We start from the raw sequence: 18255 nt of genomic DNA, 5'->3' as shown, positions 1-18255 counted from the left end.
TTAATCCGCTTCCTGATGAATATGGTAATCGCTTGCTAGTGACGGGTTTTGGTCTGTCTTTTTTAGCACGCAGTTGCCAATGACGAGCCGATCCATGCCGGTGGCCATGAAACAGCGAAACGCCTCTGCCGGGGAAGCGACAATCGGCTCTCCTCGGACATTGAAGCTGGTGTTAATCAGAACCGGGCAGCCGGTTTTCTGTTTAAATGCATCAAGCAGCGCGTAATAACGTGGGTTGCTTTCGTGTCGAACAGTCTGAATCCGGGCGGAAAAATTTGTGTGTGTGACCGCAGGAATGTCACTACGTTGAATATCCTGATATTCTAGGCCGTGACGCGTTTCCGCTTCTTCTGCGGAGATTTTACGGTGTTTCTTTGCAACTGTCGTTACCAGCATCATGTAAGGGGAATCAGGTTGAGGCATATCAAACCAATCCGCCGCGTCCTCTGCCAGAACGCTGGGTGCAAACGGGCGGAAGCTCTCGCGGAACTTGATCTTTAGATTAAGCTTTTTCTGCATTGCCGGATCACGCGGATCGCCGAGGATGGAACGTTGCCCCAGCGCGCGCGGACCGAATTCCATCCGGCCCTGAAACCAGCCCGTTACTTCTCCGTCTGCGAGAGCTGCTGCCGTATCCTGCCAAAGATCGTCGTCCGGCATTACCAAGAACTTTGCCCCTGCACGGGTCAATGTGTCTTCGATCTCGCTCTGGGAAAACTCCGGGCCGAGGGCGCAGGACGCCATGGCATCTGGCTTTCGCACGCTACGTGGGGTTTTGAGGTGCAGGTGAGAGGCTGCCAAGGCAGCGCCAAGAGCTGCGCCGCTATCCCCGGAAGCTGGCTGGATCCAGATATTCTCGAAGATTCCTTCCGCCGCAATTTTACCGTTTGCCACGCAGTTAAGCGCAACCCCACCGGCCAGACACAGATTTTTCTGCCCGGTTTCCTTTGCCATGGCGCGGCATATGCGCAGCACCACCATTTCCGTAACATGCTGAATGGATGCGGCTATATCGGCGTGGAACTGCGTGAGCGGTGCTTCTGGGGTACGGGCAGGTTCTCCGAACAATTCAGCGAACCGGGAATTAAACATCTTTAGGTCTGTGCAGTAGCTGAAGTAACGCTGATTCAGGCGGAAACTGCCATCGGGTTTCAGGTCGATCAGGTGATCCAGAATGGTCTGGACAAATCGTGGATGGCCATATGGGGATAGCCCCATCAGTTTATATTCGCCGGAATTGACCTTAAACCCGGCATAGGCTGTAAATGCCGAATAGAGCAGCCCAAGCGAATGTGGAAAATTAATCTCGTGCAGGATTTTCATATCCGCACCGTGACCGATCGCGACCGAAGTGGTCGCCCACTCGCCGACGCCATCCATAGTTAGAACCAGCGCATCGTCAAACGGAGACGGATAAAAAGCCGAGGCAGCATGACTTAAGTGATGCTCGGAAAACAGAAGCTGTTCAGAGGTAAAGCGGTCTGGCGCGATCGCCTGCAATTCCTTCATCAGCAGAGAACGCTGAAATAGTTTCTCCTTCGCCCAGACAGGTAAGCCAACCCGGAAGGTGGAGAACCCCTTGGGGGCGAAGCCAAGATAGGTTTCGAGAATCCGTTCAAATTTCAGGAATGGCTTGTCATAGAAGACGACATAATCGACAGGCATATTCCCGGCCATTTCCAAACAATACTGTGCAGCTTTGGCAGGAAAAGCCGGGTCATGCTTGAGGCGGGAAAAACGCTCTTCCTGTGCCGCGGCCACCACCATTCCATCGCGCACGAGTGCGGCGGAACTGTCATGGTAATAGGCGGATATTCCAAGAATCTGCATGTGAGAAATCAGTAAGGTTTGGTAAAGTCGGTGGTTTCGTTGTCGTGGGACTTCCAGTAGCTGTCGGCAGCCTGATCAAAGTCCTTTGTGACGGAGTGCCGTCCAAAAACCCGCAGAAGAAGCCCCCCGGGCGTGATGACACCATAGTAGATCACAAAAAGTGCAATCTCGCTGATGATGGTGTGCATAACCATGCCAAATCGGGTCCATGCCCGGTTTAGAGGGGATAGTGCGTTTGGAAGGAACGTGGAAAAGCATGCCAGAAGCACAGCTGCTGCTGCAAATATCCAGCGGGGGTCCCCATTATGGCGCAATGGCAGCAGGGCCACGATCATAAAAATTATACACCAGATAAAGCCAAAAACCCTGTTTGTCATCAAGCTACCTGCCTGTCCTGCCAATATGATGAAATGATATTTATTTTAATTGTTGGAGTATGTAAGAAGAACAATAAAATTGTTGCGGATTCAATGGCTTTCTGGCTAATGGATGCAATGGAAAATTTGCGTATTTTGCGGAGGAATGCATGAGGTTTATAGCAGATCTTTTTGGATTTCTGTTCGGCAAAAAATCGCGATTAGTGCTCATCCCGTTTTTTTTACTGATTCTGATATTTTCGGTGCTTTTTGTGGTCCTAGCCAACACCAGCTGGGCTCCGTTTGTATACGCAGTATTTTGATTCATGACGAATAAAAAAACTTTTGCGGGACGGTTTCTGTCTGGTGCAGCGCTGGTTCTGTGCGGTCTGATCCTTGCCTGTGGCGCGGGGGAAGGCTTGGTACGGCTCGCCACGGCGGATCAGAAAAACTATCTGGTCGAAATGTGGCGCTATGCAACGCTGCTGAAGCAGAAAAGTGATGATCCGGCTGTTGGGCACGAACACATCCCGGGTACCTCCGCCCGGCTACAGGGGGTTGAGGTTTCGATCAATTCCCTTGGTATGCGCGGACCAGAGGTCGACCTTGCCACGCGAGGGAAAAACCGGGTCGTGATCATCGGGGATTCCGTTGCTATGGGTTGGGGTGTGCCGGAAGAAGACACGCTGCGCGGCCAACTTGCAGATCGTCTCGGGCCAAATGCCGAAGTGATGACAACGGGTGTCGGCAATATGAACATGTCGCAGATCGTTGCGCACTGGCTGCACTATAGTCCCAAAATTGATCCCCAGACTGTCGTTATGCTCGCCACGGCGCGTGCACCGATCATTCAAAAATCAGATCATGCCGGTTGGCTGGTGCGTCATAGCCAACTGTATGCCCTGATCGTCTCGTTTATAGAAATGGCTGCCAGCAACAGCACGGGGGAGCAAGAGCTTGTCGATTCCTACCGAGCTGTCTGGACCGAAGGGCCTGGCATGGCGGCAATGGATGCGGCGATGGACCGGCTTAAGCTGGATCAGGAAAGGCGGGGGTATCGCGTCGTTATTCTTCTGGTGCCCGAGCCCCACAGTTTTGATCCCTATCGTTTCGATTTTATCAATCAGGTCATGGCTGCAAAGGCAAAAGAACGGGATTGGATATTTATTGATCCCGTGCCAGTGATGAAATCTGCTCCGGCCGAGAAATACTGGGTGGCATCAAATGATGTGCATGCGAATGCTAAAGCCTTTGAAATTTTTACCGATCTTCTAGTGCCAGAACTAACCATCCCGAAGGACTAAGCAGCGATGCTGTTTCAATTGCCATCGTTTCTGATTTTCTTCGTGGCGTTCTGCGTTTTGTTCGCGTTCTGTCCTAAACGTCTACGACTGGTTTTTGTCACTCTGGCCAGCCTGTTTTTTTATGCGTGGTGGTATCCGCCCTATCTTCTTTTGCTGGTTGGCATGGTGGTCGGGTGCTGGCTGCTTTTACAGCTGATATGGCATGATAAACGCTGGTTGCCGGTGTCGCTCGTTATCTCGTTTATGCCGTTGGTGCTATTCAAATACACCGATTTTCTTCTCGGCTCGGTGGCGACGATGACAGGACTTTCTACACCTCGCCTTGACTGGACCTTGCCGCTGGCCGTTTCGTTTGTAACCTTCTCCGTCGTCAGCTACATGGTGGATACGGCGCAAAAGCCTGAGAAAACCCCACCAAGATTCTGGCCAACTGCTGTCTATGTGACCTTCTTTCCTCATCTGATCGCCGGGCCTATCTTGCGGGCTCATCACATTTTGCCACAACTGCCACAACTGAGGTTGGATCGCTCCGCCTTTGTGCCAAATCTTGCCCTGTTCGCAACAGGTATGCTGAAGAAAGTGTTGGTGGCAGATCCAGTCGGGGCTTTTGTTGATCAAGCCTATGCGGGGCATGCCACACTTTCCGGTTGGGAAGGATTGGCCGCCATATTTGGTTTTGCGATACAGATTTACTGTGATTTCTCTGCTTATTCCGACATGGCGATCGCACTTGCCGGGATGCTGGGCATTTCCTTTCCGGAGAATTTTCGCTCGCCTTATGCCTCAACCTCGCTAACCGAAGTTTGGCGGCGATGGCACATGACCCTTAGCTTCTGGTTGCGCGATTATGTGTTCAAGCCTCTGCATTACCGTCTGCATAAGTATGCCCGCCATCTATCGATCATCCTGACCATGACGGTATCGGGTCTTTGGCATGGGGCGGCGTGGACATTTGTTCTCTGGGGGCTTCTCCATGGCTTGATCATGTTTGCCGAGAACGCAACCGGATATTCCCGTTATGCGAATAAAGTCCGCGGTTGGCAGGCTGGCCTTTGCGTAGCTGGGACTTTTCTGATCTGGTCTTTTTTGGCCGTCATTTTCCGCTCACCGAACTTGTCTGTGGCCTATGATGTGGCCATCGGGAGCTTTACCCGAGGCGGTTGGAGCATCTGGGCAGGAGATGCCACGGTGCCGGTGATCTGCGGGATTATCTTGCTGGCGTTGCATCCAGTCGATCAGGTTGCGAAAATTCGCTCAGCCGCCAGCCGCATTCCTGCCCCGCTTCTTGTTCCGGTGCTGCTGGTAATGATTATCGGAAGTTCGGTACTGGCGTCACAGCATCCCCAAAACTTCTATTATTTTGATTTCTAAGGCGGGACTGGCATTCCGGCCAAGGGGGCTGACCAAGGAATAGATCCTAGTTCATTGCACGGTGTCGCCTTGCGGTCATCAAGCTCGAATATGTCCGGCCAGCGAGATACTACCCCGCGCGATGTCAGGGAAAAAATCGCTGCTATCGGTCGTTTTGAAGCAGAAAAAAGAAAACCGCTTTGAGGAAAACCTCAAAGCGGTTTGTCTTGGCTGGGGCGGTAGGATTCGAACCTACGGTACACGATACCAAAAACCGATGCCTTACCACTTGGCCACGCCCCATCAGCGTGTGTGGCGCGGAAAATAGCGTTCCCCGCGCCGGAGTGCAACCCTCTATTTGAACCTTTTTTTGCCGGGGATTTAGGCCGGGAAGGATGCGCCGATTTGTGCGCGTGCGCGATCCTCGGTCGTTTGAATTCCGGTGGCCTGTACCCACCAGTCGGGCTGGCTTTCGGCGATGGCGTTTGACGCACGTTCCGCCTGATTTTCGGTGTCATAAATCGCAAAGCAGGTCGCCCCGCTGCCCGACATGCGGGCCAGCAGACAGCCGTCTTCGCGGGCCAGCGCATTTAGCACGTCACAGATTTCGGGCAATATGCCCGATGCCGGAAGGGTCAGGTCGTTGCGGCATTCCTGAAGGGTGGCAGCAAGCGATGCCCCGCTGTTAAACTTTGCCGTGCGATCCCACAGGTTTTCGTCGGTAAAAGCGGCATCGCGCGCGGCAAAGATTTCAGGCGTTGAAACCGCCTTGCCCGGATTGACCAGCACCAGTGACAGGCTGGGCAATTCCGGCAGATCAATCAGCTTTTCCCCGATGCCCTGCATCAGCACGGTTTTGCCATGCAAACACACTGGCACATCGGCACCGAGTTTAAGGGCGAGTTTTGCAAGGGAGTCGGCCGGAATATCAAGCTGCCAGACCCGGCACAGCACGCGAAGGGCGGCGGCGGCATCCGCCGATCCGCCGCCGATGCCAGATGCGACGGGCAGGTTTTTTTCAAGTGTGAGGTCGGCACCCTGTGTCACATTCGCCTCGGCCCGAAGCAGGCGGGCAGCACGCAGGATCAGGTTGTCTTCGATATTGCCGGTGGCGAGGTCACCCGCCATCGGGCCGGTGATCGACAGGGTGAGTTCAGCATCATCGCGTGCGGTTGCGGTAATCACATCGCCGCAATCGGCAAAGCAGACGAGGCTATCGAGCAGGTGATAGCCGTCATCGCGTTTGCCGGTGACATGCAGGAACAGGTTCAGCTTGGCCGGGGCCGGTTCGGTATGGGTCGAAGACATATGCCCGATATCCCCGATCAATCAGTTTGCGGCAACCGCACCAACAAGGGGTGTTTTGCCTTCAAGCTTGGCCTGAACATCCGCACGCAGTTCTTCGGTCGGGTTGAAGGAAAGCGCACGGTGCCATTGGAAACGGGCTTCGTGGAAGCGGCCGATCTGCCAATAGGCATCGCCCAGATGATCATTGATGGTCGGATCATCGGGTTTGAGTTCAACCGCCTTTTCAAGCTGTTCGACGGCATCGTCATAACGGCCGAGCTTGTAATAGACCCAGCCAAGGCTATCGATGATGTAACCGTCATCAGGTTGCAGTTCGACCGCGCGTTTGAGCATGTCTTCGGCCTGATCGAAGTTTTTGCCCATATCGACCCAGCTATAGCCAAGATAGTTCATGACATAGGGCTGATCGGGTTCAAGTTCGAGCGCCTTGAGGAAGTCGGCCTCGGCCTTTTGCCAGTTTCCGGCGCGTTCATAGGCAATGCCGCGACGATAAAGCAGACGCCAGCCGACAGCATCGGCCCCGCCCAGACGTTCAATCGCCCGGTCATAGGCATTGGCCGCGCCAGCAAAGTCCTGATCAAAGCGGAGGATATCGCCAAGCTGGATCAGGGCATCGGGACGATCCCCGCGTTCATTGACCATGGTTTCGAGCAGGGCAATGGCGTCGTCGGTCTTGCCAAGCTGTTCATAGCTTGAGGCGGCGCGCAGGCGCGCGTTCCAGCTGTGCGGGGATTCGATGGGGATCGATTGATAGACAATGATCGCCGCGTCAAAGCGTTTCTGGATTTCCATGATTTCGCCGACCAGAAGGCGGGTTATGTCATCACCGGGGCGCAGCGACAGCGAAAAGCGCGCCATGAGCAGGGCCGGATCAACCGCGTTTTCCTGACTGAGCAGGGTCGCGATATCAAGATATGCCTCCGCCAGACCCGATGCCGGGGTCACAACCGTGCTGGTTGGTGGTTCACCCTTTGCCAGACGGTCAAGGTGATAGGGCATCGCCAGCGACTGCGGATGGCGATCCATATAGCTTTCATACAAAAGCGATGCCTTTTGCGTCTGGCCTTTGCGTTCGTAGACGGAACCGAGTGCCTCGGCCGCGCGGAGCGGCGCATCGGCCGGATCGCCATAGGCGCTGGCAAGGGCGACTTCGGCGGCGTTCAGGTCATTGAAATAGGCAAGGATCAGGCCACGATGATATTCCGACAGCGGATTGAGCGACCCGTTGCCCTGCAATTCGTTAAGGGCGGCCATGGCGTTTTGCGGCTGATCAAGGCCGGTATAAAGCCATGCCTTGGCGAGCGGCACGATCAGCGATGTGATCCCGCGTTGCGGCAGGGTTGATACGGTATCAAGGGCGGCCTGATAATCCTGATCGCGGATTTCGGCATCCATCACCGCCATCACGGCAAACAGGTCTTCGGGGTTTTCATCGACCAGAACGCGTGCAATCGGTTCCGCGTCCGCAATGCGGCCTTCGGCGATCAGGGCCAGAAAGGCGCGGCGGCGCAGATCATCGTTGCCCGGGTCGATTTCATGGGCGCGCAGCAGATAGCGCGAAGCATAATCCGTGCGGTTTTCGATCTGGGCGGCCTTGCCGGCAAGGAAATTGCCAGAGAAGCTGTTGCTTTGCGGATAATCGAACTCGGCACGGTCGGCGCGCTGCGACATGGTGCCACAGGCCGAAAGGGCAAGAGCCGTCATCGGAATGACGATATTTAACAGATGGCGTTTCAAAAACTTGTCCTGCGTCTGCAATTCGCAACCGGCCGCATTTTTTGCCTTCAATGCGGGCCACTAACTTTTGTTGAGCTAACCCTAACTAGTCGGCAAATATAAGGCAAAACATTTGCCATTTCGCGCAACCGGTCATGCGCCAGCATACGTGATTGTACGATGACTTCCCACAGGTGGTTGCGCAAAGCCAGAAACGTTCTCGTGATGGGTCCTGACCCTAGCAGTAAAGCGGGCGTTTGGCCGGAACATCAAGCTGCGGCACGATGATGTCGCGCGCCTGTTTGGTGAATTGTGATTTCTGGCCGACCGGGGCGACATATTCCAGGATCGACATTGCCCTGTCGGTGCCAAGCGCACGCGCCAGCACCCATCCCGCCAGATATTGCGACGACAGGCAGCCGCCACTGGTGACGATATTGCCCTGCGCGACCAGCGGGCGGTCTTCAAGGACCGTATCGGTGCGCGCCAGAAGGGACCGGGTTTTGGTATCCGTGGTGATGGTGGCGGGCAGAAGGCCCAGTTTATGCAGGAACAGCACACCCGAACATTGCGCGCCGATCATCTGGCGCGACGGATCAAGGTTGATCTGTGCCATCAGGTCGGGATCATTGATATGATCGCGGGTGTGGATGCCGCTGCCAAACAGGACGACATCGGCCGTCGCGGTAAAGGATAACGGTTCCTGTATCGTGACTTCGACCCCGTTCATCGAGGTTACGGACTGGCCCGTGCCGGTAATGACGGCACGAAGGCCATTGCCCCTGGCCCGGTTCAGGATCGAGAGCGCGACAAAACTGTCGAGTTCGTTAAAACCATCAAGCGTTACAATCGCGATTTCCATCACACATCCATCGCCAGTCAAAAAAGGGCGGCTATTGAACGCGCAGATTGGGGCTTAGACAAGGAAAATGCGATATTTCCGTCAGAAAATCATGCGGAAAGGCATTCCTCGACCAGTGATATCCAGTAACTCACACCATAAGGGATGGCATCGTCATTGAAATCATAGGCGGCGTTATGCAAAAGGCAGTTGCCATCGGTCGGGCCGTTGCCAAGCCAGACGTAGCTTCCGGGTTTGGCATTGAGCATGAACGCGAAATCCTCGCTGGCCATGGAGGGTTCGGGGGTCTGATCGATCTGATCGGCGCCGACGACGCGTGAGGCGGCGGCAAAGGCGATGGCGGTTTCGGCTTCGCTGTTAATCGTGGCGGGGTAACGGCGCTGATACATCACGCGCGCGGTGCAATCGAAAGCACGCGCGGTGGCATCGGCAACGGTTTTAAGGCGTTCTTCGACCAGATCCTGAATGTCGGGCGCGAAGGTGCGGACCGTGCCGCGGATGGTGGCGGTATCGGGGATGACATTCCATGTGTCGCCCGCAAAAATCTGGGTCGGCGAAATCACCGCACTTTGCAGCGGATTGACGTTGCGCGCAGTGATGGTTTGCAGGGCCAGCAGCACCTGACCGGCAGCGGTAATCGGATCGCGGCCCAGATGGGGCATGGCGGCATGGCAGCCCCGGCCATCAATGGCGATTTCAAAAATATCGTAGCTGGCCATCATGGGACCTGGCTTCATTGCCATGGTGCCGACATCGCGACCGGGCCAGTTATGCATGCCGTAAACCGCATCGGCGGGGTGGCTGTCAAACAGGCCTTCTTCGACCATTTCGCGCCCGCCGCCTTCGTTTTCCTCGGCAGGTTGGAAAATGAAATCGACCGTGCCGGTGAAATCGGGATTTTCGGCCAGAATTTTGGCCGCACCGAGCAGCATGGTCATATGACCATCATGACCGCAGGCATGCATTTTGCCCGGATGTTTCGAGGCATAGGGCAGATTGGTGGTTTCGTGGATATCAAGCGCATCCATATCGGCGCGAAGGCCAATACGTTTTCCGGGTCCGCCTTTGCCCTGAAGGGTGGCGACCACACCGGTTTTTGCGATGCCGGTCTTGACGTCCAGCCCGAAGGATTGAAGCTTTTGCGCGACAAAGGCGCTGGTCAGCTTTTCCTCGAACGCGGTTTCGGGGTGAGCATGCAGATGATGTCGCCAGGCCGTAAATTCATCAACGAGTTGGGTGGCACGAGGATGAAGGGAGGAAGCGGAGACTGTCATCTGCATACTCTGTCGTGTGTCATATCAAAAGCGGGGGTCTTATCGTGGGCATCGGAGCCCCGCGATAAACGGGGACGCGATCGCCCCCGTTCATATGGTGTCTGATCAGGCGCCTTGCAGGCGCAGGATCAGTTCGGCCACCAGAACCGAACCGGCATAGGTGCCAAGGAAGACAAGGCAGGCAACCAGTGCCAGTTTCCAGCCGGAATGTTTGGCGACCTCGATTTCCTTTTTGGCAATCGCAAAGCCGGCATAGGCAAGGGCGGGGGTTGCAAGGGCCAGGAAGTTGACCGATTTGGCCTGCTCGACGATCCATTCCGAACCCGGGGTCCAGGGCAGGGTCGCGAGGATACCGACCAGCGAAATCCATGCGACGCTTGGCAGATAGAAAGGTGCAAAGCGCGTCAGAAGCAGGCCGACCATGGTGATCAGATAAATCACCACCATGCCGACAAAACCATCGGCAAGCGGGATGGCCGGACCGACCGTATTCATCACCAGTCCGACAAGGCAGACGATGACAAGGGTGACGGCGTGATCTGTCAGATCAATGTTCGGACGGGTACGTTCCATTGCAATTGCGTTCTCGGACATGATCAGGCCTCCTTCTTGTTTGCGGTGGCGATGTCGTTTTTACCAGCCGTCGCGTTATAGAGTTTTTCAACAATCGGAAGGGCGATGAACAGGCCGGCATAAAGCCCGGTCGCATAGGTCAGAAGGTTGCTGGCCCCGGCAAGTGCAAGGATTTCGTCCTTCATGGACGGAATGACCTCGGTCAGCGCGCCGGTGCAGGCCGCCATCATCGAGCCACTGCCGATGCCACATGCCATGGCAAGGGCACGCGGATCAAAGATGTCCGCACTGGCGAAAAGGGACGCCAGAATGGCAAAGATGAACGTCCCAAACAGGGTACCGATCACATAGACGCCCATCACACCCGTGCCCTCGGGGCTTTTGAGGGTATAGCGGTCGGCGATGATCGCAAGGTTGGGTTCACGCGCAATCGAGAAGGTCGCGCCAATGGCCTCGCGGCCCATTTTCAGGCCCCAGACCGCAAGCGGGAAGGCCAGAACGATGGTGCCGAGATTGCCCAGTTCCTGCAACAGAAGGGCCGGGCCGGCTGCGATGATGGTTTCGATTGCCGGGCCGATGGTGGTACCGAATTTCGCAATGAACGGCATGATCGCAATCACGATCAGCGGCGATGCGGCGGCGACTTCCTTCTGGCGGATGAATTTTCCGAATTTCGGCATGACATTCGGGTTCATCAATGCCGCCATGACGAAGGCATAAAGCAGCGGCAGCAGCAGGATCGCGCCGATGCCCAACGGAATTTTCTGAATGCCGATCAGTTCGGCGATGGCGCCGAGTACGATAACGGCGAGGTGGAGCCGCCAAAGCTCCAATTGTCCCCGAAGCGCGTTCATTTCCCAATCTCCTTGACGTGGCGTGTTCGACGCAACCATGGCCACGGTCAAAAAGGCCAGACTGTTGCATCATCCCTGCGTATCCCGGCATTGGCGGATTTCACAATTTTGCCATTTTTGGCGCCGGGGATTTTGTCCGACAATGAAAACTCGACCGGGGTGGAGCAAGTGCCATTTTGGGATGCTTCTGTTGCCGGAACGGCAACAGGTGCCTTGATGCTATGCGTGTTCTTCGGGATACCAGGCGGAGCCGAAGGCCTCCATCCGGTCGCGGATCATGCCGGTAACCGCCCGCACGGCGGCGGTTTTCGGCCGTCCCTTGCGGACCAGAAGATGCGATGGAACGCGGGCCAGAAAAGGGTCGGTCAGGGGGATCGCCACGACCTCGCCCCTGCGTAATTGTCGCGATACGGCAAAGGCCGGAAGAAAGGTGATGCCGCCCCCCGATAGCACGAAATGGACGGCAACATTGATCGAATCGGCGGTCAGGAACGCATCACGCGCCACCCGGTTGCCGTGATCGACATTGGCCAGAAGCTTGGCAACGCCAAAATGCGGGTTCAGCAAGGCAGCCGGGTAATTCAGCGTATCGGAAAGCGTGCAGGTTTCCTTTTTCGCCAGATCAAATCCCGGCGGGACAAGGGCGCATAGCGGTGCGTGATCCTCGGCCAGCAGTTCCAGATCGGGATTGCGCGGCGGGTTGAAGACAAGCCCCATATCGTAATCATCACGCAGGATGCCGTGGGTGATTTTTTCAGTACCCGCGACATCGATTTCAAGGCGGATATCGGGGAATTCATCGCGAAGCGGGCGGACAACGTGATTGACCAGATCAACCACAAAGCCCTCGCCGGTCGCGATGCGCACCGTTCCGGCAATGGCACCGCGTGCAGCGGCCAGATCGACCGAAAAGGCCTCGTCCATTTCAAAGCGGCGTCTGGCATGGGCGGCAACCATATGGCCCGATTCCGTAAAGATGATGCCGCGTTTGGTGCGTTCCATCAGAAGCGTTTCAAGATGGGCTTCGAGGGATGCGATCTGGCGGCTGATGGCGGATGGGGCAATGCGCAGGTTTTCGGCCGCGGTGCGGATGGAGCCGGCCTCGAACACGGCAAGGAAATAACGCAGCGGCTTGTCGTCGATCTTCATGGTGGTGGTGCCTGATTGGGGTGGCGGATATTTGGTGCTTGTGAAGCTGATCACCTAATCAGACCACATGTGTTGCTGTTTCGGCAACAACATGTTCCGGCAATTGATCTTGAGTTCACCCGATATCCACCGGAAAGTCGGGGGGCAAAATCAAAAAATCACATCGGACCGCATTGGTGCCGTGACGGGAAGGCGCGTGTCTTCACCGGCTGAGCCCGGCTGTCTGAAAGCAAAGAGGCATTTATCGTGAGTAATCCAGAAACCGGCACCATTGGTGTCGTTGGTCTTGGCAATATGGGGCTGGGCATGGTCCGTACCCTGTTGCGGGATGGCTTTTCGGTGGTCGGGTTTGACCTTTCGCCGGAACGTCAGGCCGAAGCCGCCGCCGCCGGGGCGACCATCGTTGCCCGCCTGCCTGAACTGTTTGAAGCGTGCCCGACGATTGTCCTGTCGCTGCCGACGGCGAACCATGTGCGCACGGTTCTGACCGGTGAGGATGGCCTTGGTGCACGCGATATGGACCCAAGGCTTGTGATCGACACCACGACATCGGAACCCGATGTAACCCGCGAGCTTGACGCGGTGCTGCGGACACAGGGGCATATCCTGATTGATGCGCCGGTCAGCGGCGGACCGGCCGGTGCCAATAGCGGCAATCTGACCATGATGGTTGGCGGCGGGGATGCCGATGTGGCGCGTGCGATGCCGGTCCTGAATTCACTGGGCGGGAAGATTACCCATGTCGGGCCGGTCGGTGCCGGCCATGCGGTCAAGATCGTTAATAACATGCTGGTGGCAAGCCACCTTCTGACCATGAGCGAGGCGGTGCGTCTTGGCAATGCGGCAGGCGTGACGACGGAAAACCTGATTGCGGCATTGAATGCCGGATCAGGGCGGAGTGCGATCAGCGAGGTCAATTATCCGAAATGGGTGATGAACGGTGCCTTTGACAGCGGCTTTACCATGGGACTGATGCGAAAGGACGTGCGCCTTGCGATGGCGTTGGCCAAGGACAAGGACGTTTCCCTGCCAGTTTCGGGATTGGCCGGACAGATTTGGGCGGCGAGTGCCGAAGTTCTTGCCGATGACGCTGATTTCAACCGTATCACCGAATGTGATCCTGCCGAAAAAGGAGCCAAATCATGAGCAGTGATTCCAAAATGATGGCGCGTGACTATCACAAGGCCATGGCGCCGTTTTTTGGCAGCGATGAGATCGGAAGCTGGGTCAATGGGGCGATGATGCCCGGACGCGGTGATATGTTCGAACTGATCGATCCGGCGACCGGCAAGGCGTTTTTGACGCTGAAGGATGCCGGGGCGGAGGTTGTCGATGCGGCAATGAAGGCGGCCAGTGCCGGACAGAAAGTCTGGTGGGGCATGACGGCGGCGGAACGTGGCCGGATCATGTGGCGGATCGGGCAACAGGTGCGTGATCACCTTGATGCGCTTGCGTTGCTGGAAACCGTGGCGGCGGGCAAGCCGATCCGCGATACCAAGGTTGAAGTCCTTAAAGTCGCGGAGATGTTTGAATATTACGCCGGTTGGGCCGACAAGCTGCATGGTGATGTGATCCCGGTCCCGACCAGCCATCTGAACTATACCCGTCCCGAACCTTATGGCGTGGTGACACAGATTACGCCGTGGAATGCGCCGATCTTTACTGCCGGCTGGCAGTTGGCCCCGGCCCTTTGCACCGGGAATGCCGCGGTTCTGAAACCGTCCGAAATGACGCCTTTGACCTCGCTGGCGCTTGGTGTTTTGTCCAAGAAGGCCGGATTGCCCGATGGGGTGATTACGGTTCTGACCGGGCTTGGCACCACGACCGGGGTGGCGGCGACCACCCATGACGTGACGCGCAAGGTTGTTTTCGTTGGGTCGCCGCGCACAGGGGCGATTATCGCAAGTCAGGCCGCACAGAATATCGTGCCCTGCGTGCTGGAGCTTGGCGGGAAATCGGCCAATATCGTGTTTGGCGATGCCGACCTTAAACGTGCGGTGCTTGGTGCGCAGGCCGCGATCTTTAGCGGCGCGGGGCAAAGCTGTGTCGCGGGATCGCGTCTTCTGGTGCAGCGAAATGTGGTTGACCGGTTCCTTGATATGCTGGTCGATGGGGCCAATCGCATTCCGGTCGGGGATCCGATGGATAGCGCAACCCAGATCGGCCCGATCAACAATGACGCGCAATATCAGACGGTGCGTCGATTGGTGGCGGCGGGTCAGAAAGAAGGCGCGGAACTGCTGGCCGGCGGCGTTCGCCCGGAAGGGTATGACGAGGGTTATTTCCTGCGTCCGACGGTGTTGGGCAATGTGCGCAATGATATGGCGATTGCGCGCGAGGAAATCTTTGGCCCGGTTGTTTCCGTCATCCCGTTCGAGGATGAAGCCGAGGCGGTTACGATTGCCAATGACAGCAAGTTTGGTCTGGCCGGGGCGGTGTGGACGCAATCGGTGGACCGGGCGCACCGGGTGGCGGCGAATGTCCGTGCCGGGACGTTCTGGATCAACAGTTACAAGACGATCAATGTCATGTCGCCCTTTGGTGGATTTGGGGCCAGTGGCTATGGCCGATCCAGCGGCAAGGAAGGGTTGATGGAATATATGCAGCCCAAAAGTGTCTGGACCGAAACGGCGGCCAATCCGCCCGCCGCATTTGGCTATGCGCCGGAATAGGGCGCATATCGATCATCAGGATCACGAAAAAGGGCCGCACGACGCGGCCCTTTTTTAAAGCATTCCCTTTTTTAAAGCATTACATATTGGGATAGTTCGGGCCGCCGCCGCCTTCGGGCACCACCCAGACGATGTTCTGGGTCGGGTCCTTGATGTCGCAGGTCTTGCAATGCACGCAGTTCTGCGCATTGATTTGCAGACGTTTGCCGCCTTTATCCTCGTCCTCGACAAATTCGTAAACACCAGCCGGGCAGAAGCGGGCTTCGGGCCCGTCATAGACCGCAAGGTTGACGTCCACCGGCACGCTGGCATCCTTGAGCGTCAGATGGATCGGCTGGTCTTCTTCGTGGTTGGTGTTTGACAGGAACACCGATGACAGCTTGTCGAAGCTGATTTTGCCATCCGGTTTCGGATAGTCGATTTTCGGCATGTCGGCCGCCGGTTTTAGGCAGGCGTGGTCCGCATGGTTCTTGAAGGTCCAGGGGGCCTTGCCGCCCAACAGATAAGTATCGACCGCACTATAGGCCATGCCGCCCCAGAAGCCCCATTTGGCGAAGCTTGGGCGGATGTTGCGGACCTTGTGCAGTTCGGGATAGACCCAGCTGTTTTTAAGCTTTTCCGGGTAGCTTTCCATCGAAGCGGGTGGTGTTTCGGCAGTTAGCGCCTCGAACGCGGCTTCGGCGGCGAGCATGCCGGTCTTCATCGCGGTGTGCGAACCCTTGATCTTCGGCACATTCATGAAACCGGCCGAACAGCCGATCAGGCAGCCACCGGGGAAGACCAGATCGGGGATCGATTGGAACCCGCCTTCGTTCAGCGCGCGCGCGCCATAGGAAATGCGGCGGCCCTTTTCGAAAATCTTGCGGACTTTCGGATGGGTTTTGAAACGCTGGAATTCGTCAAACGGGCTCAGATGCGGGTTTTCGTAATCAAGCCCGATCACGAAGCCGACCACCACCTGATTGTTGTCAAGGTGATACAGGAACGACCCGCCATAGGTGTTTTTATCAAGCGGCCAGCCGGTGGTATGGGTGATTTTGCCTTCTTCGTGAACTTCGGGGTCGACTTCCCAGAGTTCCTTGATCCCGATGCCATAGGTTTGCGGATCGGAATTTTTGCGCAGATCAAACTTTTTGATCAGCTGTTCGGACAGCGAGCCACGGCAACCTTCGGCAAAGAAGGTGTATTTTGCATGCAGTTCCATGCCCGGTTCGTGGTTCGGGCCGGGCGTGCCATCGCGCGTGATGCCCATATCGCCGGTCGCGATCCCCTTGACCGAACCGTCTTCGTTAAACAGGACTTCGGCGGCAGCAAAGCCGGGATAAACTTCGATCCCCATGGCTTCGGCCTGTTCGCCAAGCCAGCGGCAGACATTGCCGAGGCTGACGATATAGTTGCCCTTGTTATGCATCTGCGGCGGGGTGGGGAGCTTGATGCCGCCGGTTTCGCTCAGCATCAGGAATTCGTCCTTGCCAGCGGGGACATTCAGCGGTGCGCCGCGTTCTTTCCAGTCGGGGAAAAGTTCGTTCATCGAACGCGGTTCCATCACCGCACCCGAAAGCGTATGCGCGCCGACCTCGGAACCTTTTTCCACCACACAGACGGTGATTTCTTTTTCATGTTCCTGGGCGAGTTGCATCAGTCGAATGGCAGCCGACAGACCGGATACACCGGCACCGACGACAACCACGTCAAATTCCATGGATTCGCGTTCCATATGGCCTCTCTCCTTTGGCTGCCGACCGTTTCGGACTGTTTCCGTCCGTATGGGTCACAAGCCGGTATTCACCGATCAGAGTCTCGCCCAAGCCCTGATTTCTCACATTCATTGGTTAATCGGTATAGGTGTACCGATTTAAGCCGCGTTTGTATATGGTGCAAGTGATCCAAAATCGTTAAAGTCGATTTAAATCCATGCGCCATTCCAACGAGTGCGCCGCAACATACACCGTTCCTGTGTAGATGAGCAAACCAATTACAGATTTTGATGTAAATAACCTCGACCCGCTGCAGGCATTGATCTGGCAGTTTGAAATGGGCGCGGACGAAGCAATTGCCGATGAGCCGCTGGACCGTTTCAAGGCGTCCGAAAGCCTCAGCCGTCAGGCAGGCCTTCCGGGCCGTGCAGCATTGCCGCCCAATGGTGGCGGGGCCGCCCGCCCGGCGATGCCCCGGCCCGCCGGTGGCGCAGGTGCGATGACACCGCCGCCACCCATGGCACCCGGTGCCGGTTTCCTGTTATCCGATACGCCCCACGAAGCCCGGCAATCGGCCCGTGATCTTGCCGCGGCGGCAACCAGTCTGGCCGATCTTAAGGAAGCGGTCGAAAAGTTCGAAGGCTGCGCGCTTAAGAAATCGGCGAGCAATACTGTGTTTGGCGTGGGCAATCCCGAAGCACGTCTGGTGCTGGTCGGCGAAGCACCGGGTGCGGAAGAGGACCGGCAGGGCGAACCCTTTGTCGGGCCGAGCGGCAAGTTGCTTGATGCGATGTTGCGGTCCATCGGCTTTGCGCGTGAGGAAGTCTATATCACCAATATCCTGCCGTGGCGTCCGCCGGGAAACCGCCAGCCGACCATCGCCGAGATCGCGGTGTGCGAACCGTTTGTCCGCCGTCATCTTGAACTGATCGGGCCAAAGGTTGTTGTCTGCCTTGGCGGCAGTTCGGCCAAGACCCTGATGGAAGAGGATCGCGGCATTACCCGGTTGCGCGGTACGTGGAAGGAAATGACACTGGGGGCGTCCAGTGTCGCCGATGTGACGGCCATGTTCCATCCGGCCTATCTGCTTCGGACACCCGAACAGAAGCGGCTGGCGTGGCGTGATTTGCGCGCCGTGGCACAGAAATTGTCGTAAATTACCTTACGAAACCCACGATGCATGGCCGATATGCAGCGGGCAGGCAGCGTGCGAACATCCCCGCCAAGTGGTTGATTTCGGAGAAATCATTTCGCGAGGCAGGCTTTTGCTGGTATATATGGCGGCTTCAAGCGGGGGGACACCGCACTCT

17 protein-coding genes and 1 tRNA gene are annotated in these 18255 nt (G+C 56.6%); 7 read left to right on the top strand and 11 right to left on the bottom strand.

Annotated elements, in window-relative coordinates; genetic code table 11:
- Positions 1-1830, bottom strand: a complete 1830-nt coding sequence (locus AUP42_RS01910; RefSeq protein ID WP_062948339.1) for a carbamoyltransferase — start codon at positions 1828-1830, stop codon at positions 1-3.
- An 8-nt stretch (positions 1831-1838) separates the two neighbouring features.
- Positions 1839-2024: a hypothetical protein gene (locus AUP42_RS01905; protein ID WP_062948337.1), complete on the bottom strand. Its 186-nt coding sequence runs from the start codon at positions 2022-2024 to the stop codon at positions 1839-1841.
- A 111-nt stretch (positions 2025-2135) separates the two neighbouring features.
- On the opposite strand from AUP42_RS01905, the gene AUP42_RS01900 reads away from it, so the two are divergent.
- Genes AUP42_RS01900 through AUP42_RS01890 form a run of 4 tightly spaced genes read left to right on the top strand, consistent with a single transcriptional unit; the run spans position 2136 to position 4861 of the window.
- Positions 2136-2360: a hypothetical protein gene (locus tag AUP42_RS01900; protein ID WP_062948335.1), complete on the top strand. Its 225-nt coding sequence runs from the start codon at positions 2136-2138 to the stop codon at positions 2358-2360.
- Complete coding sequence (locus tag AUP42_RS22035) at positions 2357-2509, top strand: DUF5989 family protein (protein WP_366934230.1); 153 nt, start codon at positions 2357-2359, stop codon at positions 2507-2509. The genes AUP42_RS01900 and AUP42_RS22035 overlap by 4 nt, the downstream gene beginning before the upstream one ends.
- Before the next feature lie 3 nt (positions 2510-2512).
- Positions 2513-3490 (top strand): SGNH/GDSL hydrolase family protein, encoded by a 978-nt coding sequence (locus AUP42_RS01895; RefSeq protein WP_062948333.1) that lies wholly within the window; start codon positions 2513-2515, stop codon positions 3488-3490.
- Between the two features lie 6 nt (positions 3491-3496).
- Positions 3497-4861, top strand: a complete 1365-nt coding sequence (locus AUP42_RS01890; protein WP_062948331.1) for an MBOAT family O-acyltransferase — start codon at positions 3497-3499, stop codon at positions 4859-4861.
- 207 nt (positions 4862-5068) lie between these two features.
- On the opposite strand, the gene AUP42_RS01885 is transcribed toward AUP42_RS01890, so the two are convergent.
- From AUP42_RS01885 to AUP42_RS01850, 8 genes are all read right to left on the bottom strand, one after another.
- Positions 5069-5143, bottom strand: a tRNA-Gln gene (locus AUP42_RS01885).
- A 78-nt stretch (positions 5144-5221) separates the two neighbouring features.
- A complete protein-coding gene (locus AUP42_RS01880; protein WP_062948514.1) occupies positions 5222-6148 on the bottom strand; it encodes a 4-(cytidine 5'-diphospho)-2-C-methyl-D-erythritol kinase in 927 nt (308 codons plus the stop codon).
- A 21-nt stretch (positions 6149-6169) separates the two neighbouring features.
- Positions 6170-7885 carry a tetratricopeptide repeat protein gene (locus AUP42_RS01875; RefSeq protein WP_062948512.1) on the bottom strand — a complete coding sequence of 572 codons (1716 nt, stop codon included), beginning with the start codon at positions 7883-7885 and terminating at the stop codon, positions 6170-6172.
- A gap of 217 nt (positions 7886-8102) precedes the next feature.
- Entirely contained in the window at positions 8103-8726 is a 624-nt protein-coding gene (locus AUP42_RS01870) for a DJ-1/PfpI family protein (RefSeq protein ID WP_062948329.1), read from the bottom strand.
- A gap of 89 nt (positions 8727-8815) precedes the next feature.
- Positions 8816-10000 carry a M20 aminoacylase family protein gene (locus AUP42_RS01865; protein ID WP_062948327.1) on the bottom strand — a complete coding sequence of 395 codons (1185 nt, stop codon included), beginning with the start codon at positions 9998-10000 and terminating at the stop codon, positions 8816-8818.
- 105 nt (positions 10001-10105) lie between these two features.
- Positions 10106-10594 carry a hypothetical protein gene (locus tag AUP42_RS01860; RefSeq protein ID WP_062948325.1) on the bottom strand — a complete coding sequence of 163 codons (489 nt, stop codon included), beginning with the start codon at positions 10592-10594 and terminating at the stop codon, positions 10106-10108.
- Between the two features lie 2 nt (positions 10595-10596).
- Entirely contained in the window at positions 10597-11427 is an 831-nt protein-coding gene (locus tag AUP42_RS01855) for a DUF3100 domain-containing protein (protein ID WP_062948322.1), read from the bottom strand.
- 219 nt (positions 11428-11646) lie between these two features.
- Positions 11647-12630 (bottom strand): LysR family transcriptional regulator, encoded by a 984-nt coding sequence (locus tag AUP42_RS01850; protein ID WP_231858123.1) that lies wholly within the window; start codon positions 12628-12630, stop codon positions 11647-11649.
- 192 nt (positions 12631-12822) lie between these two features.
- Between AUP42_RS01850 and AUP42_RS01845 the strand changes: the two genes are divergently transcribed.
- Together AUP42_RS01845 and AUP42_RS01840 are read left to right on the top strand one after the other, a co-directional pair.
- Positions 12823-13722 (top strand): NAD(P)-dependent oxidoreductase, encoded by a 900-nt coding sequence (locus AUP42_RS01845; protein WP_231858122.1) that lies wholly within the window; start codon positions 12823-12825, stop codon positions 13720-13722.
- The gene (locus AUP42_RS01840; protein WP_062948318.1) at positions 13719-15248 is read left to right on the top strand and encodes an aldehyde dehydrogenase family protein; all 1530 of its coding nucleotides are present in this window, start codon (positions 13719-13721) and stop codon (positions 15246-15248) included. The genes AUP42_RS01845 and AUP42_RS01840 overlap by 4 nt, the downstream gene beginning before the upstream one ends.
- A gap of 79 nt (positions 15249-15327) precedes the next feature.
- Here the strand turns inward: AUP42_RS01840 and AUP42_RS01835 are convergent, their stop codons facing one another.
- Positions 15328-16965: an electron transfer flavoprotein-ubiquinone oxidoreductase gene (locus AUP42_RS01835; protein ID WP_062948316.1), complete on the bottom strand. Its 1638-nt coding sequence runs from the start codon at positions 16963-16965 to the stop codon at positions 15328-15330.
- A 245-nt stretch (positions 16966-17210) separates the two neighbouring features.
- On the opposite strand from AUP42_RS01835, the gene AUP42_RS01830 reads away from it, so the two are divergent.
- Positions 17211-18101, top strand: a complete 891-nt coding sequence (locus tag AUP42_RS01830; protein WP_062948315.1) for a uracil-DNA glycosylase — start codon at positions 17211-17213, stop codon at positions 18099-18101.
- The last annotated feature ends 154 nt before the right edge of the window (positions 18102-18255 follow it).

This window comes from Thalassospira lucentensis, from assembly GCF_001613805.1.
In the GTDB taxonomy this organism is placed as follows: domain Bacteria; phylum Pseudomonadota; class Alphaproteobacteria; order Rhodospirillales; family Thalassospiraceae; genus Thalassospira; species Thalassospira lucentensis_A.
The sequence above is the reverse complement of the archived record's forward strand: the minus strand, read 5'-3'. Positions and strand labels throughout refer to the sequence as shown.